The 23,531-nt window shown below is 63.7% G+C and carries 16 protein-coding genes and 1 tRNA gene; 13 read left to right on the top strand and 4 right to left on the bottom strand.

Features of this window, described 5'->3' with window-relative positions:
- Position 1 precedes the first annotated feature (1 nt).
- Positions 2-77, bottom strand: a tRNA-Gly gene (locus tag OKB87_RS20765).
- A gap of 249 nt (positions 78-326) precedes the next feature.
- On the opposite strand from OKB87_RS20765, the gene OKB87_RS20770 reads away from it, so the two are divergent.
- From OKB87_RS20770 to OKB87_RS20820, 11 genes are all read left to right on the top strand, one after another.
- Positions 327-3,764, top strand: a complete 3,438-nt coding sequence (locus OKB87_RS20770; RefSeq protein ID WP_270828428.1) for a hybrid sensor histidine kinase/response regulator — start codon at positions 327-329, stop codon at positions 3,762-3,764.
- Positions 3,765-4,180: 416 nt separating this feature from the next.
- Positions 4,181-5,866 carry an ABC transporter substrate-binding protein gene (locus OKB87_RS20775; protein ID WP_005303255.1) on the top strand — a complete coding sequence of 562 codons (1,686 nt, stop codon included), beginning with the start codon at positions 4,181-4,183 and terminating at the stop codon, positions 5,864-5,866.
- Between the two features lie 119 nt (positions 5,867-5,985).
- Complete coding sequence (locus OKB87_RS20780; RefSeq protein WP_005303257.1) at positions 5,986-6,969, top strand: ABC transporter permease; 984 nt, start codon at positions 5,986-5,988, stop codon at positions 6,967-6,969.
- A 1-nt stretch (position 6,970) separates the two neighbouring features.
- Positions 6,971-7,891, top strand: a complete 921-nt coding sequence (locus OKB87_RS20785) for an ABC transporter permease (RefSeq protein ID WP_017778439.1) — start codon at positions 6,971-6,973, stop codon at positions 7,889-7,891.
- Positions 7,888-8,910, top strand: a complete 1,023-nt coding sequence (locus OKB87_RS20790) for an ABC transporter ATP-binding protein (RefSeq protein WP_139753096.1) — start codon at positions 7,888-7,890, stop codon at positions 8,908-8,910. Before OKB87_RS20785 ends, OKB87_RS20790 begins: the two co-directional genes overlap by 4 nt.
- 11 nt (positions 8,911-8,921) lie before the next feature.
- Positions 8,922-9,914, top strand: a complete 993-nt coding sequence (locus tag OKB87_RS20795) for an ABC transporter ATP-binding protein (protein WP_024941853.1) — start codon at positions 8,922-8,924, stop codon at positions 9,912-9,914.
- A gap of 114 nt (positions 9,915-10,028) precedes the next feature.
- On the top strand, positions 10,029-11,762 hold the full coding sequence (locus tag OKB87_RS20800; RefSeq protein ID WP_270828429.1) for a glycoside hydrolase family 9 protein: 1,734 nt from the start codon (positions 10,029-10,031) through the stop codon (positions 11,760-11,762).
- The gene (locus OKB87_RS20805) at positions 11,755-12,627 is read left to right on the top strand and encodes a BadF/BadG/BcrA/BcrD ATPase family protein (protein ID WP_010633264.1); all 873 of its coding nucleotides are present in this window, start codon (positions 11,755-11,757) and stop codon (positions 12,625-12,627) included. Before OKB87_RS20800 ends, OKB87_RS20805 begins: the two co-directional genes overlap by 8 nt.
- A gap of 103 nt (positions 12,628-12,730) precedes the next feature.
- The gene (locus OKB87_RS20810) at positions 12,731-14,599 is read left to right on the top strand and encodes a beta-N-acetylhexosaminidase (protein WP_010633263.1); all 1,869 of its coding nucleotides are present in this window, start codon (positions 12,731-12,733) and stop codon (positions 14,597-14,599) included.
- Positions 14,600-14,814: 215 nt separating this feature from the next.
- A complete protein-coding gene (locus OKB87_RS20815; protein ID WP_270828430.1) occupies positions 14,815-16,368 on the top strand; it encodes a methyl-accepting chemotaxis protein in 1,554 nt (517 codons plus the stop codon).
- A gap of 67 nt (positions 16,369-16,435) precedes the next feature.
- Complete coding sequence (locus OKB87_RS20820; RefSeq protein ID WP_187267738.1) at positions 16,436-16,792, top strand: MGMT family protein; 357 nt, start codon at positions 16,436-16,438, stop codon at positions 16,790-16,792.
- A gap of 15 nt (positions 16,793-16,807) precedes the next feature.
- Here OKB87_RS20820 and OKB87_RS20825 read toward each other — a convergent pair whose 3' ends face one another.
- On the bottom strand, positions 16,808-16,975 hold the full coding sequence (locus OKB87_RS20825; protein WP_005303277.1) for a hypothetical protein: 168 nt from the start codon (positions 16,973-16,975) through the stop codon (positions 16,808-16,810).
- A 114-nt stretch (positions 16,976-17,089) separates the two neighbouring features.
- Positions 17,090-19,711, bottom strand: coding sequence for a type I DNA topoisomerase (gene topA, locus OKB87_RS20830; protein WP_270828431.1), 2,622 nt, complete (start codon positions 19,709-19,711; stop codon positions 17,090-17,092).
- Between the two features lie 361 nt (positions 19,712-20,072).
- On the opposite strand from topA, the gene astB reads away from it, so the two are divergent.
- Positions 20,073-21,410: an N-succinylarginine dihydrolase gene (astB, locus tag OKB87_RS20835; RefSeq protein WP_139707029.1), complete on the top strand. Its 1,338-nt coding sequence runs from the start codon at positions 20,073-20,075 to the stop codon at positions 21,408-21,410.
- Positions 21,411-21,496: 86 nt separating this feature from the next.
- Here astB and sohB read toward each other — a convergent pair whose 3' ends face one another.
- Complete coding sequence (sohB, locus tag OKB87_RS20840) at positions 21,497-22,504, bottom strand: protease SohB (protein WP_130631927.1); 1,008 nt, start codon at positions 22,502-22,504, stop codon at positions 21,497-21,499.
- A 233-nt stretch (positions 22,505-22,737) separates the two neighbouring features.
- Between sohB and OKB87_RS20845 the strand changes: the two genes are divergently transcribed.
- Entirely contained in the window at positions 22,738-23,493 is a 756-nt protein-coding gene (locus OKB87_RS20845) for a YciK family oxidoreductase (RefSeq protein ID WP_016351568.1), read from the top strand.
- The last annotated feature ends 38 nt before the right edge of the window (positions 23,494-23,531 follow it).

Here is a 23,531-nt window from a genome sequence, read left to right on the forward strand (position 1 = left end):
TTGGAGCGGGAAACGAGACTCGAACTCGCGACCCCGACCTTGGCAAGGTCGTGCTCTACCAACTGAGCTATTCCCGCCTGTACTGCTTGCTGCCAGTTGCCTGACAACGAGGCGCATTATACGTACCCCGAGCGCGGGCACAACCCTTTTTTCGCACTTTGGCCCCTTTCCCGTGCTGTTTGCTCAGGGTTTAGACGGCTTGCCCAAAAAATCCGCACCAGGCTGTGACCCCACAGGCGAATTTGAGATAAAGTCATTGAAATGATTAGCCTTTAGTCAGAGACTTGCTGCGGTTAGTAACCGGATTCTCAATTGAAAATCACCCGATGAAATGGATCTTCAAGCCCCGTGGGCTCAGGCCGCAGCTGATGCTGGCATTTTTCATGCTAGCCATGGTGCCCTTCCTGGTCGTCACCCTGTTTTTCCTCTATAGCCACGGCAAGGATCTCACCACCCAGACTTCCAACCATCTGGTTTCCGTTCGCAACATCAAGAAGAACCAGCTGGAAGACTATTTCGGCAACCTCAAAGAGCAGATCATCAACTTCTCCCAGCAGGATTTTGCCGGCAACAGTATCGGTCGCTTCTACGGCTTCACCGGTGCCTTCGAGAAACTCGGCACCACACCGCAGGAGGCCCGCGCCCGTGCCCAGGCCCGCTATGTGCCGGGCTCCTGGGATCAGTTGCAAAAACCCGACAGCACCAGCGACATCGAACCCTCCATCAGCGCCCTGATCCTGGCGGACGAGATGTACGGCCGGGTGCACCAGCGCTTTCACCGCGGCTACGCCGACATGGTGCGCAAGTCCAACTACAGCGACATCTTTCTCATCGATCTCAACGGTGACGTGGTCTATTCGGTCACCAAGCACGCCAACTTCGCCACCAACCTGCTCTCCGGCCCCTACCAGTCGAGCGGACTTGGCAGCACCTTCGCCAAGATCAAGCGGCGCCTCGACGGTGGCCAGAAACCGCAGCAGATCTTCGAGTTCACCGATTTTGGCCGCAACGAGCTGACCGGCCAGGTGGTCGCCTACATGGCCGCCCCAGTTATGCAGTACGACTATGTACGCGGCGTGGTGATCTTCGAGCTGCTGCCTGACAAGCTCAACCAGATTATGGCGGAGCGGGAAGGGCTCGGCGAGACCGGCGAGACCATCCTCATCGGCCCGGACAAGCGGATGCGCGCCAACGCCTGGCTGGCACCTGAATTCAGCGTGGAGAATAGCTTCAGCCCCAACTTCCGGCCGCTGCAAACCCCGCTGGTGGTCAAGGCGCTTTCCGGCGAGCAGGGGGTCGGGCTGTTTCGCTCCTACCACGAGGACGAGGTGCTGGCCGCCTACACCCAGGTGAAGGTGTTCGACACCGAGTGGGCCTTCATCGCCGAGATCTCCACCAGCGAGGCCTATCGCCCCATCCGCCAGCTGGAAACCCTGGTGATCCTGCTGGGGGCCGGCTCATTGCTGCTGCTGATCCTCTTCTCCCGCTGGCTCTCCCACTCCATCACGGCGCCGCTGCGCTCTCTCACCGCAGCCGCCGAGCAGGTGGCCGACGGTGCCCTGGATCACCCCATCGCCATCGCTCGCACCGATGACGACATCGACCGGCTCGCCCAGGCGTTTCGCCACATGCAGCGCTCGGTGAAGGACAAGATCGAACTCATCGAACGGCAGACCCAGGAGCTGCAGCAGCAGGTCAAGCTGACCCACAAGCAGAACCTCAGCCTGCAGCAGGCGGACAAGCTCAAGGATGAACTGCTGGCCAACACCTCCCACGAGCTGCGCACCCCCATCCACGGCATCAAGGGGATGGCCGAATCCATGCTCGCCAGCCAGCAGGACTTGACCGAAGGGCAGCAGAAACAGCTGGGGCTCATCATCAAGAGTGCCGACGGCCTGGCGCGGCTGGTGGACGATCTGCTCGACTACCACCAGATGCGCTACGGCCAGCTGGAGATCCACCCCCAGCCGGTCTCCTCCAAGGGGGTCATCCGGCTGGTGCTGGATCTTTGCCAGCACCTGGTGCAGGCCAAACCCCTCACCCTGGTGGACAAAACCCCGGCCGAGCTGCCGCCTGTGCTGGCGGACGAGCAGCGGCTCGAACAGGTGCTCTACAACCTGGTGGGCAACGCCATCAAGTACACCCCACAGGGCAAGGTGGTGCTGAGCGCCCTGGTGGAGGGCAACTTCCTGCACATCCGGGTGACCGACACCGGCATCGGCATCGCCAGGGATCACCTGGAGCACATCTTCGAGCCGCTGGTGCAGATGAGCCCGGAGGTGAGCAAGCAGGGGGCCGGCCTCGGCCTCTCCATCACCCGCCAGCTGGTGCACCTGATGGGGGGCGAGCTGTTCGTGGAGAGCGAGCCGAGCGTCGGCTCCACCTTCGCCTTCACCCTGCCGCTCGCCAGCGGCAAGGCGGGCAGCCTGACCCTCGACAGCCGCCAGATAGAGCATCAGCTGGTGCGCCAGCAGCCGCTCGCCCTGCCGGAGTGGGAGAGCGATGACCTCCCCCCACCGCCCGAGGATGCCCCCCTCATCCTGGTGGTGGACGACGAGCCCATCAATTTGCACATACTGCGCCACCTGCTGCAGCCCTGCGGTTATCGCATCCTGCCCAGCAGCGACGGCCACGACGCGCTGGCCAAGCTGGCCCAGGAGCCGGTCGACCTCATCCTGCTGGACGTCATGATGCCCACCCTCTCCGGCTTCGACGTCTGCCGCCGGCTGCGCCAGCAGCACCCCAAGGAGAAGCTGCCGGTGCTGCTGCTCACCGCCCTCAACCAGCCCAAGGATATCGAGGAGGGCTTCAACGCCGGCGCCAACGACTATCTGGTGAAACCCTTCTGCAAGGAGGAGCTGTTCGCCCGGGTCAGGGCCCTGCTGGAGGCGAGCGCCGGGCGCGCCTCTCTGGTGGAGAACCGCTTGCTCAAACAGGAAATAGAGCACCGGCTGGTGCTGCAGGAGCAGTTGCATCAGGATCAGCAGCGGCTGCTGGCCCTGCTCGGCGAGGGGGCCGACCCCATGGTGTTCATCGATGATCAGGGCACGGTGCTGTTCGCCTCCCGGGTGCTGGCCCGCCTGCTGGGCCAGGAGCCGGAAGCCATGGAGGGGCAGCCGCTGGACGACTGGCTGGCCAGCCCGCTGGCCAGCCAGTGGCCCGGGCTGCAGGCCGGCCAGGAGCAGTCGCTGGCGTTTCTGGTGGCGGGTCAGCGGGACGAGCTCAACGCCCGCGCCCTGCCCATCAGTCTGGGGGGCCAGGCCGCCTATGCGCTGGCCCTCAGCACAGAGTCGCGGCCCGACGAAAACCGGGTGATGGCGCTGGAGAACGCCCTCAAGAGCCTGTCACGCCAGGCCATCATCGAGGATGGCCAGCTGCTGGGCGAGCTGAGCCGGCTGGGCGGGGAGTTCCGCTCGCTCGCCGACGATCTCATCCGCCAGCAGGATGACGAGCCATTGCGCCGCGCCCTGGTGGACACCATGCGGCTCACCCTGGATGCCTGGCAGCAGAGCACCGGCAAGGGCAAGATAGTGCTGGCCGAGAAAAGCAAGCTGTGGCGGGTCTACATGGACCGCTCCAGCCCGCAGACCCGCACCCTCGACAAGTACCTGAGCCTGGATACCCTGCCCAAGGCGCCGCGCTGGAAGACGGTGGTCGCCACCGCCGAGTACGTGCTCAGCCACGGCCCGCTCAACGAGGCCCAGCGCCAGCAGCTGCACCACAGCGCCCAGACCCTGCGCCAGCTCGCCAACCGCAAGAGCTAGCGTATCCCCACCCCGCCCCCATCTCCAATCTGGGCCCTGGCTCACACTTGGCGGGGCGGTTTTTTTTTGTGCAGAATTAAGCCCGCTCACCACGTCAAAACGAGAGCCGATCCAATTCACACAATTGTCATGAGGGGTCGATTGACGGGGACTTATTACGTCAAAGCAATTAACATAACTTCATGATTTAAATCGAGTTAAAAGCCATTTTGACGAAATTGACGTGATGGCGCCGATTTTTACGATATCGACGATCTGAACAGTTGTTGTTTTCCTGTTAACTCTGCTTTGCTAGGGACGTTGGATGACACAACTACAAGGGTGAAAAACCTGACCAACATTGAGGGCCGACCTCCCCAGCATGCGATGTCGGTGCTCAAATCCAAACAAGGAATATAAATAAGAAAGGAAATAATATGCTTGCCAAAGTATCCAAAATCTCTACTGCTGTAATGCTGGGCACCATGATGCTTGCCGGCGCTGCCGGCAACGCCATGGCGGCCGACAACAAGACGGTGCTGACCCTGGTCGCACAACAGGAAACCGCGTGGGTCAAGAACTTCAACCCCTTCCTGCAGGCGGGCCTGCTGCACACCACCCGTCACTTCATCTATGAACCTCTGGTGATCTTCAACGATATGCAGGGCGGCAAGCCCGTCTATCGTCTGGCCACCCACTTCGAGTTCAGCAAGGACCTCAAGTCCGTCACCTTCGATCTGCGTGACGGGGTGAAGTGGTCGGACGGTCAGCCCTTTACCGCCGATGACGTCCTCTTCTCCTTCAACCTGGTCAAGGCCAACAAGGCGCTGGACGAGCGCTCAATCTGGACCCAGATCAAGAGCGTCGAGAAGCTGGCTCCCAACAAGATCAAGTTCGACCTGACCGACGTCAACACCAACGTGGTGAACGACCTGGTGCTGGTGCCCATCGTGCCGGAGCATCAGTGGAAATCGGTGAAAGACCCGGTCGCCTTCACCAACGACAAGCCGGTCGGCACCGGTCCCTTCACCGAAGTGGACAACTTCTCCGCCCAGCTCTACACCCAGTGCCGCAACCCGCACTACTGGGACAACGCCAACCTCTCCATCGACTGCCTGCGCATGCCGCAGATGGCCACCAACGACCAGGTATTGGCCGCGGTGATGAAGGGTGACGTGGACTGGTTCGGCTCCTTCGTGCCGGACATCGAGCGCCTCTACGTCGGAAACGATCCCAAGAACAACAAATACTGGTTCCCGGCCTCCGGTACCGTGGCGTTCAACGTCAACTTCCAGGCCAAGAAACCGGGCAACCACGAAGCCTTCAACGACGTCAACTTCCGCCGCGCCTTCTCCATGGCGATGGACCGCCAGTCCATGGTGGACATCGCGGGCTACGGCTACCCGACCGTCAACGAGTACCCGTCAGGTCTGGGCAAGGCGTTCGACTCCTGGAACAACCCGGAAGTGGACAAGAAGTACGGCAAGTACAACAAGTTCGATCTGGAAGGCGCCAAGGCCCTGCTGAAACAGGCCGGCTACAAGGATTGTGACGGCGACAAGTTCCTCGACACCCCCACCTGCCAGAAGATCGAGTTCAAGGTGCTGGTACCGAATGGCTGGACCGACTGGGTCAACACAGCCCAGATCGGCGTGGAAGGGCTGCAGGCACTGGGCCTGAACGCCAAGACCGCCACCCCGGAAGCCACCGTCTGGACCGAAAACCTGATCACCGGTGACTTCGACGTCGCCCTGCAGGGTTACTTTGCCGGTGCCAACCCGCACAAGTACTTCGAGACCGCCTTCCACTCCCGCAACATGGGTGAGCGCGGCAACCGCTTCGCGGCGCCCCGCTACAAGGATCCGGCGCTGGACAAGCTGATCGACGACTTTACCCAGACCGCCGATGCCGCCAAGCAGAAGGAGATCATGTTCGAGATCCAGGACAGGGTCGGTGCCAACCAGACCATCATCCCGGTATTCAACAACCCGACCTGGTACGAATACAGCACCAAGCGTTTCCACGGCTGGTTCAGTGCCGACAACCCGGTCGCCAAGCCGCAGGTTCACCCGGACACCCCGGAGCGTCTGCTGCACGTGTTGTCACTCAAGCCGAACAGCTAATCAATCCCGGCCCCCTGCGGGGGGCCCTCTTCCCCGCCCATTCCCCTTATCTCCCGGCTCTGCCGGGGTTGGGGTAACTATGCCCTGCGCGGGGCGGACCAGCAGTAAAAGGTATCATCATGGGATTCATACTGAGACGCTTTTCCTTCTATCTGGTCGCCTTTCTGGTGGCCGCCACCATCAACTTCCTGCTGCCCAGAGCCATGCCGGGGGACCCCGTCTCCGTCATGTTTGCCCGGGCCGGCGCCATGATGGAACCCGCCGCGCTGGAGGCCCTCAAGGCCACCTTCGGTTTCGTGGACGGCCCCATCGGCACCCAGTTTCTCACCTATGTGAAGAGCGTCTTCACCTGGGATCTCGGCACCTCGGTGCGCTACTACCCCCAACCGGTCGCCGACGTGCTCGGCCGCGCCATCGGCTGGACCCTGTTTCTGGTGGGCACCTCCACCATTCTGAGCTTCTCCATCGGTTCCATCGTCGGCATCTTCGCCGCCTGGCACCGGGGCGGTCGCCTCGACAGCATCCTCTCCCCGCTCACTCTGGTGATGCAGGCCATTCCGCCTGTGGTCATCTCGCTGCTGGCGCTCTTCCTGTTCGGGGTGAGCCTGGAGTGGCTGCCCATCGGCTACGCCTACAGCCCGGAGATCACCCCCGACTGGGGCTGGGAGCACATCAAGAGCATCCTGACCCACGCCATCATGCCGGTGGGCACCCTGGCCATGGTGCAGGTGGGGGGCTTTCTCATCACCATGCGCAACAACATGATCAACCTGCTGGGCGAGGACTACATCACCATGGCCAAGGCCAAGGGGCTCTCCAGCAACCGGGTGATCTTCAACTACGGCGCCCGCAACGCCATCCTGCCGAGTGTCACCGCCCTCTCCATGGCGCTCGGTTTCGTCATCGGCGGATCCCTCATCACCGAGGTGATCTTCAACTATCCCGGCCTGGGCCTGACCCTCTATCAGGGCATTCTGGCCCGCGACTACCCGCTCATTCAGGGGCAGCTGCTCATCATGACCATCACCATGCTCAGCTTCAACTTCCTGGCCGACGTGCTCTACGTCTTCCTGGATCCCCGTCTGCGTACCGGAGGCAAATAAGATGCGCATGCCGACTATTCTGAAAATCCTGCTGGGCAACAAGAAGGCCGCCTGCGGCCTCTTCATCGTGGTCAGCTTCGTGCTGATGGCCCTGTTCGCCCCCATTCTGGCCGGCAACGAACCGACCAAGCGGGTGGCCCGCCCCCACCAGCCCCCCAGCACCGAATTCGTGATGGGCACCACCCGCATGGGCCACGACATCTGGGCCCAGTTCACCAACGGCGCCCGCATCTCTCTGATGGTGGGCTTCAGCGCGGGCCTGCTGGTGTGCGCCCTCGCCGTCGCCATCGGCATCACCGCCGGCTACTTCGGCGGCCTGGTGGACGAGTGCCTCACCTTCCTGATGAACGTGGTACTGGTGATCCCCAACCTCCCTCTATTGCTGGTGCTGGCAAGCTTTATCGGGGAGGCGTCACCGGCGGTGATCGCCCTCATCATAGGCTTTACCTCCTGGGCCTATGGCGCGCGGGTCATCCGTGCCCAGACCCTGGCCCTTCGGGAGAAAGAGTTTGTCATCGCCGCCGAGGTGCTGGGTGAGCCGGCCTGGCGCATCATCCTGGTGGAGATATTGCCGAACCTCATCTCCATCATCGGCGTGAGCTTCATCGGCTCCATCATCTACGCCATCGTCACCGAGGCGACCCTGGAGTTCCTGGGCCTCGGCGACCCCACAGTCGTGAGCTGGGGCATCATGCTCTACAACGCCCAGACCTCGAGCGCCATCCTGGTCGGCGCCTGGTGGGAGATCCTGGCCCCCTGCTTCGCCATCGCAACGCTCGGTGCCGGTCTGGCCCTGCTCAACTTTGCCATCGACGAAATCGCCAACCCGCAGCTGCGCTCCCACAAGGGGCTCAATCGCTGGAAGAAACTCGCCGCCCCCGTCACCACGCCGGTGCCGGCCGTACAGGAGAAGACAGCATGAGATCGCAACAACCCCTGCTGTCGGTACGCAACCTCTGCGTCGACTACATCACCGAGAACGGCGACGTGCGCGCCGTCAACTCGGTCAGCTTCGACATCGCCCCCGGTGAAGTGTTCGGCCTGGCCGGCGAGTCGGGCTGCGGCAAGTCCACCGTCGCCTTCTCGGTGGCGCGGCTGCACAAGCCGCCCGCCTACATCAGCGGCGGCGAGATCCTGTTCAAGGGGGAGAACATCCTCCACTACGGCGATGAGCGGCTGCGCAGCTACCGCTGGCAGCAGGTGTCGGTGGTGTTCCAGTCCGCCATGAATGCGCTCAACCCCGTGCTGCGCATGGAGGAGCAGTTCTGCGACGTGCTGCTGGCCCACAACCCAGGGCTGACCCGCTATGAGGCGATCAAGCGCGCCCAGGAGCTGCTCACCATCGTCGACATCCACCCGAGCCGGCTCAAGGACTACCCGCACCAGTTCTCCGGCGGCATGCGCCAACGGCTGGTGATCGCCATCGCCATGGCGCTCAATCCCGAGCTGCTCATCATGGATGAGCCGACCACGGCGCTCGACGTGGTGGTACAGCGGGAGATCCTGCAGAAGGTCTATGCGCTCAAAGAGAAGTTCAACTTCTCCATCCTCTTCATCACCCACGACCTCTCCTTGATGGTCGAGTTCTGCGATCGCATCGGCATCATGTACGCCGGTGAACTGGTGGAGGTGGCGCCGGCCAAGGCGATCCTGACCGCGCCACTGCACCCCTATACCAAGGGGCTCGGCAACTCCTTCCCGCCCCTGCACGGGCCCAAGAAGGTGCTGGAGGGGATCCCGGGTACCCCGCTCAACCTGCTGGAGGTGCCGGTGGGCTGCCGCTTTCAGGCCCGCTGTGCCAGGGTGCACGAGCGCTGCCGTCAGCAGTACACCAAGCTCGCCGAGATCCGCCCCGGCCAACAAACCGCCTGTCACCTCTATGAGGCGCAGGATGAGCAACAAGATCCCCTGATCTATCTGGACAAGGCCGCTGGCTGTTAAGGATGTCTGTCATGCAAATCGCCAAAACCGACGCCCCCATCATCGAAGTCCAGCACCTCTACAAGGACTTCCCCGTCAACTCCAACGCCATCAAGAGCGGCAAGATGCGGGCCCTCTCGGACATCACCTTCAACCTGCACCGGGGCCGCGCCCTGGCAGTGGTGGGAGAGTCCGGCTCCGGCAAGAGCACCATCGCCAAGATCATCGCCAAGATGTACAAGCTCTCCGGTGGTCGCATCCTCTATCGCGGCCGCGACCTGGAGGAGTTCAACAAGGGCACCGCCCTGCTCGACTACCGTCAGAGCGTGCAGATGGTGTGGCAAGATCCGTTCGGTTCGCTGAACCCGACCCACACCATCTACCACCACATCGCCCGCCCCCTGCTGCTGCACAGCAAGGTGATCGACAAGCGTGACCTGCCCGACATGGTCTATGGCCTGCTGGAGAAGGTGGGGCTCACCCCTGCCAAGGCCACCGCGGCCAAGTACCCGCACCAGCTCTCCGGCGGCCAGCGCCAGCGGGTCAACATCGCCCGCAACCTGGCGGTGGAGGCGGAAGTGGTGCTGGCGGACGAGCCCACCTCCATGCTCGACGTCTCCATTCGCATCGGCATCCTCAACCTGATGGAGCAGATGAAGGACGAGCTCGGCGTCTCCATGCTCTACATCACCCACGATATCGCCACCGCCCGCTACGTGGCCGAGGATCTGGCGGTGATGTACGTGGGGCACATGGTGGAGTGGGGCGAGGTGGACGAGATCCTGCACCACCCCCAGCACCCCTACACCCAGCTGCTCATCTCGGCGGTGCCCGACCCCGAGAAGAGCATCCACGCCGAGCTGGAGGGGGGGCGCAAGGGGGAGATCCCGCTCTGGACGCCGGAGTCCTGCGGTTGCCCCTTTGCCGGGCGCTGCAATCAGGCGATGCCGCGCTGCAAGGAGACCCTGCCCCCTGTCAGCAAGCTTGCCGACAACCACTTCGTGCGCTGCTACCTCTACGAGTGAGGGTGAGCCTTGAACCGGCCGGACAGCAGTGTCCGGCCATGCCTCGATACGGGGCGGCCATAGCCCCGTGATGTGCCTCACCGCCTGTCGGTGAACCACAGGAGTAATACCTCGATGGAACTCTTGATCAATCAGGTGGGTTACCCGTGCGACGGGGAGAAGATCGCCCTGCTGCAAGCCACCCCCGCCCATGATCTCGGCGGCTATGTCAGGCTGCAACGCCAGGATGATGGCCAGATCCTGTTTGAAACCCCGCTGCAAGCGGCCGGCAGCGTCCCCGGCTGGCAGGGCCGCGCTTACTGGCGCGCCGACTTCTCGGCATTCCAAGAGCCCGGCCACTATCGGCTGGAGGCGATCACCGCCCAAGGCATTGTCCGCTCTACCCGCTTTGCCATCGGCCCCGATCTGCTGGCGAGCCGCTGCCTCTCCGACGTCATCCACTACGTCAAGGGACAGCGCGCCAGCGGCGCCTTCGATCGGGCCGACCGCAGCGCCCGTCTGTTTGGCACCGACCAGCACAAAGATGTGCACGGCGGCTGGTTCGATGCCAGCGGCGACATGAGCAAATACCTGAGCCACCTCTCCTACGCCAACTACCTCAACCCCCAGCAGACCCCCATGGTGGTCTGGGCCCTGCTCAAGTGCCGGGAGCTCTTGGCCCCGCGCCGCGACATCGACGGGGTGAACCTCTGCAAGCGGCTCAACGACGAGGCGCTGCACGGCGCGGATTTTCTCTGCCGGATGCAGGATGAGTCGGGCTTCTTCTACATGACCCTGTTCGACAAGTGGAGCAAGGATCCCGAGCAGCGCGAGCTGTGCGCCTACGCCACCCAGCAGGGGCTCAAGTCCGCCAACTGGCAGGCCGGTTTCCGCCAAGGGGGCGGCATGGCCATCGCGGCCCTGGCCCGCGCCGCCCGCGAGAGCATCGGCGGTGACTTCGATACCAACCATTACGCCGAGGCGGCCCGCCGCGGCTACCTGCACCTGCGTGAGCACAACCTGGCCTATCTGGACGACGGGGTCGAGAACATCATCGACGACTACTGCGCCCTGCTGGCGGCGGTCGAGCTGACCCGCACCCTGGGCCCCGAGTGGCTGGCAGAGGCCAGAGTGCGGGCCGGCAAGCTCTGCGCCCGCCAGCACCCTCACCCTGAGCTCGGCCACTACTGGTCAGCCAACGAGGATGGCTCGCGCCCCTACTACCACGCCGCCGAGGCTGGCCTGCCGGTGCTGGCGCTGCTGGAATACGTGGGGATCGAGCCGGATTGGGAGCGCAAGAGCGCGGTGCAGCGGGTGATCGAGCAGGCGCTGGCCGCCGAGCTGGCACTCTGTGCCCGTGCGGGCAATCCCTTCTCCCTCGCCCGCCAGTATGTGAAGGGGGTGGATGAAGCGCCACGCGTCAGCTTCTTTATGCCCCACCACAACGAGTCGGGCTACTGGTGGCAGGGGGAGAACGCTCGCCTCGCCTCGCTGGCGGCCATGGCGTTTGCCGCCGCGGCCCAGCTGCCGCACCAGAGCCACTTGCTGCGCACCTTCGGCCAACAGCAGCTCGACTGGATCCTGGGGAGAAACCCCTTCAACGCCTGCATGCTGGCGGGTCACGGCAGCAACAATCCCGCCTACACCGCCGGTTATCCCAATGCGCTGGGGGGGATCTGCAACGGCATCACCTCAGGGTTTGATGACGAAAACGAGGTGGCCTTTATCCCCGAGGCCTACAAGGATCGACTGGATCAGAACTGGCGCTGGGGGGAACAGTGGATACCCCACGCCGCCTGGTTTGCCCTGGCCATCAGCTGGCAAAATGCCCTGAGTGCTCCAAATGACCAGGGAGGCCGTCATGATTGAGTACTGGGTCGGGGTGGATGGGGGCGGCACCCACACCCGTGCCCGCATTCGGGATCGAGCCGGCAAGCTGCTCGGCGAGGGACGCGCCGCCGGCTCCAACCTGGAGCTTGGCATCGAGATCGCCCACGGCAACGTGCTGGCCGCCATCGAGCAGGCCCGTCTCGAGGCCGGACTGGCTGAGGATGCCCAGCAACGAATGGGGGTCGGGCTGGCGCTCGCCTCAGCCGAGCTGGCCGACTGCTATCACGCCATGCTGACCATGCCTTTCCCCTTTGCGAGCGTGCGGCTCACCTCCGACGCCTTCGGTGCCTGCCTGGGCGCCTTTGGCGGCGAGGAGGGGGCCATTCTCATCGCCGGCACCGGCTCGGCCGGGCTTATCTATCGCCACGGCCAGCTGCACACCTGCTCCGGCCGCGGCTTTCCCATCTCGGATCTGGGCAGTGGCGCCTGGCTGGGGCTGCGCGCCATCCAGCAATCCCTGCTCTGCCACGACGGCATCCTGCCCCCCAGCACCCTGGCCATCCGCTTGCTCGATCACTTCAAGCGGGATCAGGCCGAGGTGGTGCGCTGGGCCGCCCGCGCCATCCCCGCCGACTACGGCCGCTTCGCCCCCTGGGTATTCGATGCCGCCAGAGACGGCGACGAGCTCGCCTGCCAGCTGCTGGAGGAGACCTGCCAGCAGCTGGCCACCCTGCTGGAGGGGATGCGCCAGCTGGGCGCCGACCGGATTGCCCTGCTCGGCGGCATCGGCATGCGCCTCGCCCCCCGTCTGGCGCACCTGCCGCTGGTCAGCCCCGCTGCCGACGCACTGGAGGGGGCCATCCTGTTTGCCAAGACGGAGGCGCTGCCATGCCTGCACTCCTGAACCGGGCGTACCGGGCCAGCACCGGCACGCCCTCCCCTCAACCATCGCCAGCCGCCTTCACCAGGGCGGCCGGCCCCTTGCTCGTGCAACCGAAGGAGTTTTCATGTCCGCACCCCTGATCCACACCCAGGTCGACCGACGCGATGGTGACGACGTCTGGTTTCGTTTCAGCCTGAGCCAGCTGCCAGATGCCCCCTGGAAGCTCCACTTCTGCCTGGCCCGTCACATCGACCCCGGCTCGGTAGAGGGAGGGGAGCTGGAGCGCCAGAGCGGCAGCTACAAGGTCTTGATCCCGCAAACGGGGGCCAGCGAGCTGCGCTTCTGCTGTCGCAGCACCCCCATCAAGCGCCTCTCCGACATGCCGCGCGGCTTCTTCCTGAGCCTGCCCCGGGCCAGCAGCGGCCCCCAGCTGATGCCGGTGGAGCTGACCGGCGAGGAGCTGGGCCTGCCACAATCCGCCACTGCGGCGCCGGATCTCCCCGAGGTGGAGCCCCTCGCCGGCATCGTGCCCCAGCCGGATCGCTTGTTGCTGCTGGAGGGCAACTTCCGGCTGGCGGAGCGCGCCCACGTCAGCGGCCCGAGCCCCCTGCTCGGCCCGCTGCTGGCCCACTTCAACGAGCTGACCGGGCTCGCGCTGGCGCAGGATCACGATGCCGAGATCCGGCTGGTTGAAAGCGGTCTGGGCCAGGAGGCCTACCGGCTCACCATCACCCCGGAGGAGATAGTGATTGCCGCCGGCGGCGAGGCAGGTTGGCGCCATGGCCTCATCAGCCTGGCCCAGTGGTATCTGCAGCACGGCGAGAGCCTGCCCTGCATCGAGCTCAGCGACGCGCCGCGCTTTGGCTTTCGCGGCATCTTTCTCGACTGTGCCCGCCACTTTCACTCCCTCGCCACACTCAAGCGCCTGCTCAGGCTGATGAGCCTCTACAAGTTCAACCGCTTCCACTGGCACCTGACCGATGACGAGGGGTGGCGGCTCGAGATCAAGGCCTTCCCCCAGCTGACCGAACTGGCCGCTTGGCGCGGCCACGGCCTGGCCGTCGGGCCCCAGCTGAGCGGCGGCCCCGAGCCCTATGGCGGCTACTACACCCAGAGCGAGGTGCGCGAACTGGTGGCCTATGCTGCCGGACTTGGCATCACCATCATTCCGGAAATTGACATCCCGGGTCACTGCCACGCCGCCATCAAGGCGCTGCCCGAGCTGCTGGTGGAGGAGGCCGACCGCTCCCGCTACCTGTCGGTGCAATATTTTGACGACAACGTGCTCAACCCGGCGCTGCCCGGCACCTATCAATTCCTGGAAGCCGTGATGGACGAGGTGTGCGAGCTGTTCCCGGGGCCACTGGTGCACATGGGGGGAGACGAGGTGCCCAGCGGGGTCTGGACCGACAGCCCCGCCTGCCAGCAACTGATGAAGCAGCAGGGCTATCAGGATTGCCGCGAGCTGCAGGGCCACCTGCTGCGCCACTGCCAGCAGTACCTGGCCGGCAAGGGCAAGCGGATGCTGGGCTGGGAGGAGATATTGCACGGCGACAAGGTGAGCCGGGACGCCACCATCTTCGCCTGGACCAGCTTCCAGGCCGGGCTCGACGCGGCCGCTGCGGGTTATCCGGTGGTGATGGCGCCGGCCCAGCACCTCTATCTGGACCTTGCCTGGAGTCAGGACATCCAGGAACCCGGCCTCTACTGGGCGGGCACCCTCAATCTGGCGCAGGTCTACGCGTGCGACCCGGCCCCAGCCGATTTCCATGCCAACGATAACATCCTGGGGGTGCTGAGCCCCTTATGGTCGGAACTGATCACCTCTCGCGATCGTCTCGACTATATGTTGTTCCCGCGCATGCTGGCGACCGCCGAGGTGGCCTGGAGTGCTCCCGCCCGCAAGGGGTGGGAGCACTTCGCCGCCCGTCTGCCGGGCCAGCTGCAGATCCTCGACCAGCTCCAGGTGCGTTACCGGGTACCGCAGAGGTAGTGTTATCTTTTTTCCTTGGCGGCCTATGGCCGCCTTTTTTTTACGATTAACCAACAAAACATCAACTTACCCCTACCATTCATCCGCCATTGTTGGCAAAATTCAGCCCCCTATGAAGCCGGTCTGCCGCCTGCTGGCGCGAGCCGGCGGCCATCTCCAGATCTGCCACAATAACAACGACAAAGTTATCAACAAGAACATCGGAGCGTATTCCTATGGCCCGCAGAGACGTCCATACCCTGGACAGCGAAGTGGAGTTTCCTGCCGACGAACAACTGGTCTCCACCACGGATCTGCGCGGGGTGATCACCTACGCCAACCCCGCCTTCTGCCGCATCGCCGGCTACTCGGTCGACGAGCTGGTCGGCCACAACCACAACCTGGTGCGCCACCCAGACATGCCCAAGGCGGCCTTCGCCGATCTCTGGGCCCGCCTCAAGGAGGGCAAGCCCTGGCGTGGCATGGTGAAGAACCGCTGCAAGGATGGCCGCTACTACTGGGTCGATGCCTATGTGACCCCCATCTACGAGGGCAACCGGATCAGCGGCTACCAGTCGGTGCGCTGCAAGCCGGATCCCCAGCTCAAGCGCATCGCCAGCCAGACCTACCAGACCCTGCTCAAGGCGGAGCGCGGCACCAGCCGCCGCCTCCCCTCCCTCGCCCGTGCCCGCCTACCGCTGCTCGCGCTGTTGCTGCTCGGCCTGCTGGGCTGGGCCGCCAGCAGTCAGGGCCCGACGACAGCCCTGCTGATGCTGCTGCCCCTGCTGCTCATCGGCGGCGCCTACTGGCGCGAGCTCTTCGCCCTGCCGCTCTATCTGCAGCAGCTCGGTCGCGAATACGACAGCCTGACCCGGCTGGTCTACTCCGGTGACGGCCCCGGCGCCATCGCCGACTTTCACATCAAGATGCTGCAGGCCCGCATCCGCACCGTGCTGGGCCGGGTCAACGATGCGACCAATCCGTTGCAGACCCTGGCCACCAACCTGAAACAGGCCTCCCATCAGGCCTGTCTCGACATCAACGAGCAGGATGCCCAGACCCAGCAGATGGCCGCCGCCATGACCCAGATGGCCAGCACGGCCCACGAGATTGCCCGCAACATCCAGGACTCCAACGGCCAGGTCAGCGAGGCGCGCAGCCGCTGCCAGCACACGGACAAGCAGCTGGCCCAGACCGAGCAGCGCATCGAGCTGCTCGCCAGACAGGCGGAGCAGGCCTTCAACTCGGCGGTGGAGCTGGCCAGCGAGTCGGAGCGGATCGGCAGCGTGATGGGGGAGATCCAGGGCATCGCCGACCAGACCAACCTGCTGGCGCTGAACGCCGCCATCGAGGCGGCCCGGGCCGGCGAACAGGGGCGCGGCTTTGCGGTGGTGGCCGACGAGGTGCGAACCCTGTCGACCCGCACCCACAAGGCGACCGAGCAGATCCAGGGCAGCATCCAGCAGATCCAGCACACCCTGGGCCGCTGGAAGGGGATGATGCAGGAGAACCTGCAGCAGACCCGCGAATGCGCCGAGATGACCCGCCAGGGCTCCAGCAGCCTGCATACCGTGCTGCAGGAGATCGAGTTGGTCACCGAGTTCTCCACCCAGATCGCCGCCGCCGCCGAGCAGCAGCAGACGGTGGTAGAGGACATCAGCCGCAGCATCAACCAGATCTCCGAGTACTCTCACGCCAACAGCCAGAAGATGCAGGAGGTCGACGACTCCAGTCAGGAGCTGCTGGAGCGGGCCAAGCAGCTCAAGGGGCTCAGCCAGACCTTCGGTTGACCCATTTGCCAGCCACCCGACAGAAGCGCCACAATGGCGCTTCTGTCGTTATTGACGAGTGATCCGGATGAGAATGGAATCGACCCCCACCCCGCTGAACAAGGTTGCCCGCATCGAGGCGATCCTCGCCCTGATCCCGGCCGGTCGTGTAGTGAGTTACGGCCAGGTGGCGGATCTGGCGGGGCTGCCCGGTCGGGCCAGGCTGGTGGGCAAGGTGCTGCGGGAGACCGACAAGGTGCTGCCCTGGCACCGGGTGCTGGGCGCGGCGGGCACCATTTCACTGCCCAAGGGGTCGGCAGGCTTCGATAAACAGGCGGGATTGCTGCAGGAAGAGGGGGTGCCCGTGATTGGCGGGCGGGTCAGGATGCGGGAATGGCAGTGGCAGCCCGACCTCGCCGAGCTGCTGTTTCTCCTGCCCTTTTGACGATGGCGGCCCGCCTCACCGGGTGATGGGGGCCAGGATCTCGTCGCTGCGCACCTGCACCGGGATGGTTTCGTACTCCCGCTGCAGCAGCACCAGCAGACTCTGCTTGTCGACTTCCAGCACATAGGCGGTTCCTTCCCGGGTCAGACAGGTCATTCCCGGCCGGATCTCGTTAATCTCCATCACAACCTCCGTGTCCAGCGCTGCCATCCTTGCAGCGGTTTCAGTATACCGCCATCCGAAAACAAAAAGGCCCCTGCGAGGGGCCTCTTTCATCAGAGTGTGAACTGCGCGCAATCACGCCTTCTTCGACTTCGCCAGGCTCTCCTGCCACTTGCCGTTGTCGTAGTGCGCCGTCCAGCCGGTCGCCTTGCCGTTGACCTCGGTCATCACGTACTGCTCCTTGGTCTTGCGACTGAAGCGCACGATGGCGGCGTTTCCGTCAGGATCTGACGCCGGGGCATCGGCCAGATACTGGTGCTTGGGCGACAGACGCTCCTTGAAGCGCTTGAGCTCTTCCACCAGCGGCGCACGGGTCTCGCGGGATTTAGGGAAGTTGCTGGCGGCCAGGAACAGGCCGGCCGCCCCGTCACGCAGCACGAAGTGGGCGTCGGACTGGGTGCACTTGAGCTCCGGCAGCGGTACCGGGTCTTCCTTCGGCGGTGCGATATCACCGTTTTTCAGGATCTTGCGGGTGTTCTTGCAGGTGTCGTTGGTGCAACCCATGTACTTGCCGAAGCGGCCGTTCTTGAGCTGCATCTCGGAGCCGCAACGGTCACACTCGATGCTCGGCCCTTCGTAACCCTTGAGCTTGAACTGGCCTTTTTCGATTTCGTAGCCATCGCAATCCGGGTTGCGACCACAGACGTGCAGCTTGCGGCTGTCGTCGATGATGTAGGCATCCATGGCGGTGCCGCAAATGGTGCAGCGGTGCTTGGCACGCAGCGCCTCGGTTTCGGCCTCTTCACCATCGGTGGCGGAGACGAACTCGTCGGCGGAGACCAGGTTGATGGTCTTCTTGCAGCGCTCTTTAGGCGGCAAGGCATAGCCGGAACAGCCGAGGAACACCCCGGTGGTGGCGGTACGGATACCCATCTTGCGGCCGCAATCCGGGCAGTCGATGTCGGTCAGCACCATCTGGTTGGCACGCATGCCTCCCTCTTCCGGCGCCTTGTCCGCTTTCTCCAGCTCCTGGGTGAACTCGGCGTAGAAGGCATCCAGCACCTTCTTCCACTCCAGGCTCCCTTCGGCGATGCCATCGAGCTTGTCTTCCATCTTGGCGGTGAACTCGTAGTTCATCAGCTCGACGAAGTTTTCCACCAGCCGGTCGGTGACGATCTCCCCCATCTTCTCGGCGAAGAAACGACGGCTCTCGACCCGCACATAGCCACGATCGACGATGGTGGAGATGATGGAGGCGTAGGTAGACGGACGGCCGATGCCGCGCTTCTCCAGCTCGCGTACCAGCGCCGCTTCGGTGAAGCGGGCGGGCGGCTTGGTGAAGTGCTGGCGCGGATCCAGCTTGACGAGTTTGAGGATCTCGCCGACGGTCACCGCCGGCAGCTGGCTGTCTTCGCCCTTGCGGCCCATCGGCGGCAGCGCCTTGGTCCAACCGGCGAAGCGCAGGGTACGACCGCGCGCCTTGAGCTCGAACTCGCCCGCCTTGACGGTCAGGGTGGAGGAGTCGTACTGGGCCGGCGTCATCTGACAGGCAACAAACTGACGCCAGATGAGGTCATACAGCCGCATGGCGTCCGGCTCCATCCCTTCCAGCATCTCGGCGGTCACCAGCACGCTGGAGGGGCGGATCGCCTCGTGGGCCTCCTGGGCATTGGCCTTGGCGCCGTAGAGATTCGGCTCGGCCGGCAGGTAGGCCGCGCCATACTGCTCGCCGATGTATTCCCGCACCGCCTCGACCGCCTCTTTGCTGAGGTTGGTGGAGTCGGTACGCATATAGGTGATGTAACCCGCTTCATAGAGGCGCTGGGCCATCATCATGGTCTTCTTGACCCCGAAGCTCAGCCGGGTAGAGGCCGCCTGCTGCAGGGTAGAAGTGATGAAGGGGGCGGACGGCTTGGAGCCGGTCGGCTTGTCTTCCCGGTTCACCACCTTGTAGTCGACCCCTTCCAGGGCGGCCACGGCGGCGAAGGTCTCGGCCTGGGTCACCGGCTTGAAGTCGGCGCCGTTGCGGCTGACCACTTCCATCCGCAGATCGCTCTTGTCGGCGGTCAGCAGATCGGCGTTGAGATCCCAGAACTCGACCGGCACGAACGCCTTGATTTCGCGCTCTTTATCGACGATGAGGCGCACCGCGACCGACTGTACCCGGCCGGCGGAGAGGCCGCGGGCCAGCTTCTTCCAGAGCAGCGGGGAGACCATGTAACCCACCACCCGGTCGAGGAAACGACGGGCCTGCTGGGCATTGACGCGGTGAATGTTCAGCTCGGATGGCTGGGCAAACGCCTCCTGGATGGCGGTCTTGGTGATCTCGTTGAACACCACGCGCTTGTAGCGGCTGTCGTCGCCGCCGATGATCTCGCGCAAGTGCCAGGCGATCGCTTCTCCCTCTCTATCCAAGTCGGTTGCGAGATAGATGGTGTCAGCCTTCTCGGCCAGACTCTGCAACTCGCTGACCACTTTTTCCTTGCCGGGCAAAATCTGGTAGTTGGCCTGCCAGCCTGCGGTCGGATTGATCCCCATCCGTGAGAACAGGGCATTGCGATCCTTGGCAGCCTTCTCTGCTTCGCTCAGCTTGATGCCGCGAATGACAGGTTTTTTGGGCTCGTTGCTGGCGCTGCCGCTGGTGGGCAGATCGCGCACGTGACCGACGCTGGATTTCACCACGTAGTCCTTGCCCAAATATTTGTTGATGGTCTTGGCCTTGGCCGGAGACTCCACTATGACCAGTGATTTGCCCATGCTGTAACTATTATCCTCATTGCACCCGACGGGGTTGGTGTGCGGTTTTGTGGGGCTGTATAAGAGATTTGACGGGAAAAAGCAATCTTGTGAGCAAATTTGCCCGGCAGCCCGAACCACTTTGTTTCTTTATTTATTAATGCGAAGCCGAGCCGCGGGAAGCAACCGCTTTTTTATTTTTATGCTATATCCACCCTCTTTTTATATTTGAAACGACATAACCAACCGCTCTTGTAACATAACAAACCAGTTTCGTTATCAGCTTGTTACAAAAGACAAAATCTCCTTATAATGGCTGCATCCCGCAGCATTGTGCGCGGAAGGAACCGCTACCCATATAAAAATCGAAAGGATGTACTCAATGAAGCACTTCGAGGTCAACTTCGACGGCCTGGTCGGCCCGACTCACAACTATGCCGGCTTGTCCTATGGCAACGTCGCCTCCCAGAACAATGCCAAGGAGGCGTCCAATCCGAAGGAGGCGGCCAAGCAGGGTCTGCGCAAGATGAAGGCACTGACCGAGCTCGGCATGACCCAGGGAGTGCTGGCCCCGCAGGAGCGACCGGATCTCGCCACCCTGCGCCGCCTCGGCTTCACCGGCAACGATGCCAGCGTGCTGGCCCAGGCCGCCAAGCAGGCTCCCGCCGTGCTGGCCGCCTGCTATTCGGCCTCCAGCATGTGGACCGCCAACGCCGCCACCGTCTCTCCGAGTGCCGATACCCAGGATGGCCGCATCCACTTCACCCCCGCCAACCTGACCAACAAGTTTCACCGCTCCCTCGAGCCCGAGGTGACCGGCCGCATCCTGCGCGCCGTGTTCAACAACGACCGTCACTTCTACCACCATCAGCACCTGCCGGAGAACGACCACTTCGGTGACGAGGGGGCCGCCAACCACACCCGGCTGTGCCGCGCCTATGGCGAGTCCGGGGTCGAGCTGTTCGTCTATGGCCGCAGCGCCTTCGACGTCTCCCAGCCCGCCCCCAAACGCTACCCGGCCCGCCAGACCCTGGAAGCGAGCCAGGCCATCGCCCGCCTGCACGGCCTGGGGGACGAGAGCTCGGTCTTCATCCAGCAGAACCCGGACGTCATCGATCAGGGAGTGTTCCACAACGACGTGATCGCGGTGGGCAACCAGAACGTGCTGTTCTTCCACCAGCAGGCGTTTCTCAACACCGCCTCGGCGCTGGCCGAGGTGCGCACCAAGTTCGGCGACGGCGAGCTGCACTTTATCGAGGTGCCGACTGCCGAGGTGTCGGTGCAGGATGCGGTGAAGTCCTATCTGTTCAACACCCAGATCCTCACCCTGCCGTCCGGCGAGATGGCGATCATCGCCCCCACCGAATGTCGCGACAACCCGGCAGTGTCCGCCTATCTGGCCAAGCTGGTGACCCTGGGGACCCCGATCAAGGGGGTGCACTACATGGATGTGAAGCAGAGCATGCGCAACGGCGGCGGCCCCGCCTGCCTGCGGCTGCGGGTGGCCATGAACGACACCGAGCTCGCCGCGGTCAACCCGGCCTGCCTCATCACCGACAGCCAGTTTGCTCGCCTCGATGGCTGGGTCGATCGCCACTACCGCGACAGCCTGGCACTGGACGACCTGCGCGATCCGGCGCTGGTCATGGAGTCCCGCACCGCGCTGGACGAGCTGACCCAGATCCTCAAACTCGGCTCCGTCTACCCGTTCCAGCGCTGAGGCGCACCATCGGCCTGCAGCGCCGACCCCATGAAAAAGCCGGGCAAGTGCCCGGCTTTTTTTATTTGGTTTTACGCTGCCCTGACTCAGCGCCAGGGGCCCTGCTGCCACAACCGACCAAGACCGGACTCCAGCGCCACGGCGGCCTGCTGACCGAGCTTCTGGGTCAGGCTTTTTGGCTTGCTGTAGCGAATGCCGACCACCTTGTGCTGGCTGGCCTGGGCCAGCAGATAGTCATCGCTGGTGCAGAGGCTGTCCACCAGCCCGAGCTGCTTGGCCTGGCTCGCCAGCCAGTGTTCGCCGGTGGTGACGCTGTCGATGTCGAGGTTGGGTCTGTGCTCGGCCACGAATGCCTTGAAGCGCTCGTGGATGGCGCCCAGCTCCTCGCGAAACTTCTCGCGCCCCTGATCGTCGTTCTCGCCGAACATGGTGATGGTGCGCTTGTACTGACCGGCGGTGTGCATCTCGAACTCGATGTCGTGCTTCTTGAGCAGCTTGTTGAAATTCGGCAGCTGGGCGATCACCCCGATGGAGCCGACGATGGCAAACGGCGCCGCCAGGATCTGATCGGCCACGCAGGCCATCATGTAGCCGCCGCTCGCCGCCACCTTGTCGATGGCCACGGTCAGCTTGATGTCACGATCCCGCAGCCGCTGCAGCTGGGAAGCAGCCAGGCCGTAGCCGTGCACCACGCCGCCACCGGATTCGAGCCGCAGCAGTACTTCGTCGCCCGGCTGGGCCACCCCTATCACGGCGCTCACCTCTTCACGCAGGGAGGCCACTTCCTTGGCATCCATGCTGCCGTGAAAATCGATGACGAACAACCGGCTGCGCGCATCTTCGCTCTTGCCCCGAGCCTTGTGCTCAGCCTTGCGCGCCTTCTCCAGCTGCTTGCGCTCCGCCTTGCCGGCCAGCGCGGCCTGCAACTGGTGACGTCCCTGCTCCAGCTCGCTGGAGAGATCGGTCACCACCAGCTCCCCCTTGCGGGATTTGGGCTGACGGCTGCTCACCACCATCAGGATGACGGCGCCGATGGCGAGCAGTAGGGTGAGGGTCTTGGCCAGGAACAGGCCGTATTCGGTCAAAAATGCCACTTGATACTCCACTGGTGTGCCCCGGGGGGACGATTTTTTCACATTCTAGGGAGTTTGCCCGGTGTGCGCAAAAACTCTGCGTCAACCCGTCAAAAATGCCAATCGACAATCACAACCCCTCTGATTTATTCACATTTTTGCCATCTCATACTGGTCAAACGCCGTGCGGGATCAGTACACTTGCCCCTCTATTTGCCGCGCTCATCTGCCACGAATTGTTAACAGGAGTTGTCATGTTCAACTATCAGGCCCCCCGGGATCTGCTCAAGGACAAGGTCATTCTGGTCACGGGTGCCGGTGACGGCATCGGCCGCGAAGCGGCGCTCACCTATGCAGCCCACGGCGCCACCGTGATCCTGCTCGGCCGCACCAGCGCCAAGCTGGAGGCGGTCTACGACCAGATCGAGGCCGCCGGCCACCCGCTGCCCGCCATCGTGCCGGTGGATCTGAAAGGGGCGACCAAGAGCCACTACCTTGGCATGGCCGAGACCTTCGCCCAGCAGTTTGGCCGCCTCGACGGCGTGCTGTTCAACGCCGGCCTGCTCGGCACCCTGTCACCGTTCGAACACATCCAGGAGCAGGAGTGGGACGAGGTGATGCAGGTCAACGTCAAATCCGAATTTCTGCTGACCCAGGCGCTGCTGCCGCTCATCCGCCAGACCGCCAAGGAGCAGGGCGATGCCTCCATCGTCTACACCTCCTCCAGTGTGGGCCGCAAGGGCCGCGCCTACTGGGGCACCTATGCCATCTCCAAGTTCGCCATCGAAGGCATGATGGAAGTGCTGGCGGACGAGCTGGAAAATACCGGTGTGCGGGTCAACACCCTCAACCCGGGCGGCACCCGCACCAAGATGCGGGCCAGCGCCTTCCCGGCCGAAGATCCGATGAACCTCAAGACCCCCGCCGACCTGATGCCGCTCTATCTCTATCTGATGGGTGCGGACAGCCGGGGCAAAACCGGCCAGACCTTTGTGGCCCAGCCCAAATAAATCAACAAAATAACCGCAACCCTGCGCCGCATGGGGTT

Source organism: Aeromonas sp. Y318-1 (assembly GCF_027706125.1).
In the GTDB taxonomy this organism is placed as follows: Bacteria; Pseudomonadota; Gammaproteobacteria; order Enterobacterales; family Aeromonadaceae; genus Aeromonas; species Aeromonas hydrophila.

What these genes read in the sequence shown, in the direction of transcription:
- OKB87_RS20790 (WP_139753096.1), top strand. Translation starts at nt 7,888, where the DNA reads ATGAGATCGCAACAACCCCTGCTGTCGGTACGCAACCTCTGCGTCGAC.
- OKB87_RS20785 (WP_017778439.1), top strand. Translation starts at nt 6,971, where the DNA reads ATGCGCATGCCGACTATTCTGAAAATCCTGCTGGGCAACAAGAAGGCC.
- OKB87_RS20805 (WP_010633264.1), top strand. Translation starts at nt 11,755, where the DNA reads ATGATTGAGTACTGGGTCGGGGTGGATGGGGGCGGCACCCACACCCGT.
- OKB87_RS20795 (WP_024941853.1), top strand. Translation starts at nt 8,922, where the DNA reads ATGCAAATCGCCAAAACCGACGCCCCCATCATCGAAGTCCAGCACCTC.
- topA (WP_270828431.1), bottom strand. Translation starts at nt 19,711, where the DNA reads ATGGGCAAATCACTGGTCATAGTGGAGTCTCCGGCCAAGGCCAAGACC.
- OKB87_RS20780 (WP_005303257.1), top strand. Translation starts at nt 5,986, where the DNA reads ATGGGATTCATACTGAGACGCTTTTCCTTCTATCTGGTCGCCTTTCTG.
- OKB87_RS20820 (WP_187267738.1), top strand. Translation starts at nt 16,436, where the DNA reads ATGAGAATGGAATCGACCCCCACCCCGCTGAACAAGGTTGCCCGCATC.
- OKB87_RS20800 (WP_270828429.1), top strand. Translation starts at nt 10,029, where the DNA reads ATGGAACTCTTGATCAATCAGGTGGGTTACCCGTGCGACGGGGAGAAG.
- OKB87_RS20770 (WP_270828428.1), top strand. Translation starts at nt 327, where the DNA reads ATGAAATGGATCTTCAAGCCCCGTGGGCTCAGGCCGCAGCTGATGCTG.
- OKB87_RS20825 (WP_005303277.1), bottom strand. Translation starts at nt 16,975, where the DNA reads ATGGAGATTAACGAGATCCGGCCGGGAATGACCTGTCTGACCCGGGAA.
- OKB87_RS20845 (WP_016351568.1), top strand. Translation starts at nt 22,738, where the DNA reads ATGTTCAACTATCAGGCCCCCCGGGATCTGCTCAAGGACAAGGTCATT.
- OKB87_RS20815 (WP_270828430.1), top strand. Translation starts at nt 14,815, where the DNA reads ATGGCCCGCAGAGACGTCCATACCCTGGACAGCGAAGTGGAGTTTCCT.
- astB (WP_139707029.1), top strand. Translation starts at nt 20,073, where the DNA reads ATGAAGCACTTCGAGGTCAACTTCGACGGCCTGGTCGGCCCGACTCAC.
- OKB87_RS20810 (WP_010633263.1), top strand. Translation starts at nt 12,731, where the DNA reads ATGTCCGCACCCCTGATCCACACCCAGGTCGACCGACGCGATGGTGAC.
- OKB87_RS20775 (WP_005303255.1), top strand. Translation starts at nt 4,181, where the DNA reads ATGCTTGCCAAAGTATCCAAAATCTCTACTGCTGTAATGCTGGGCACC.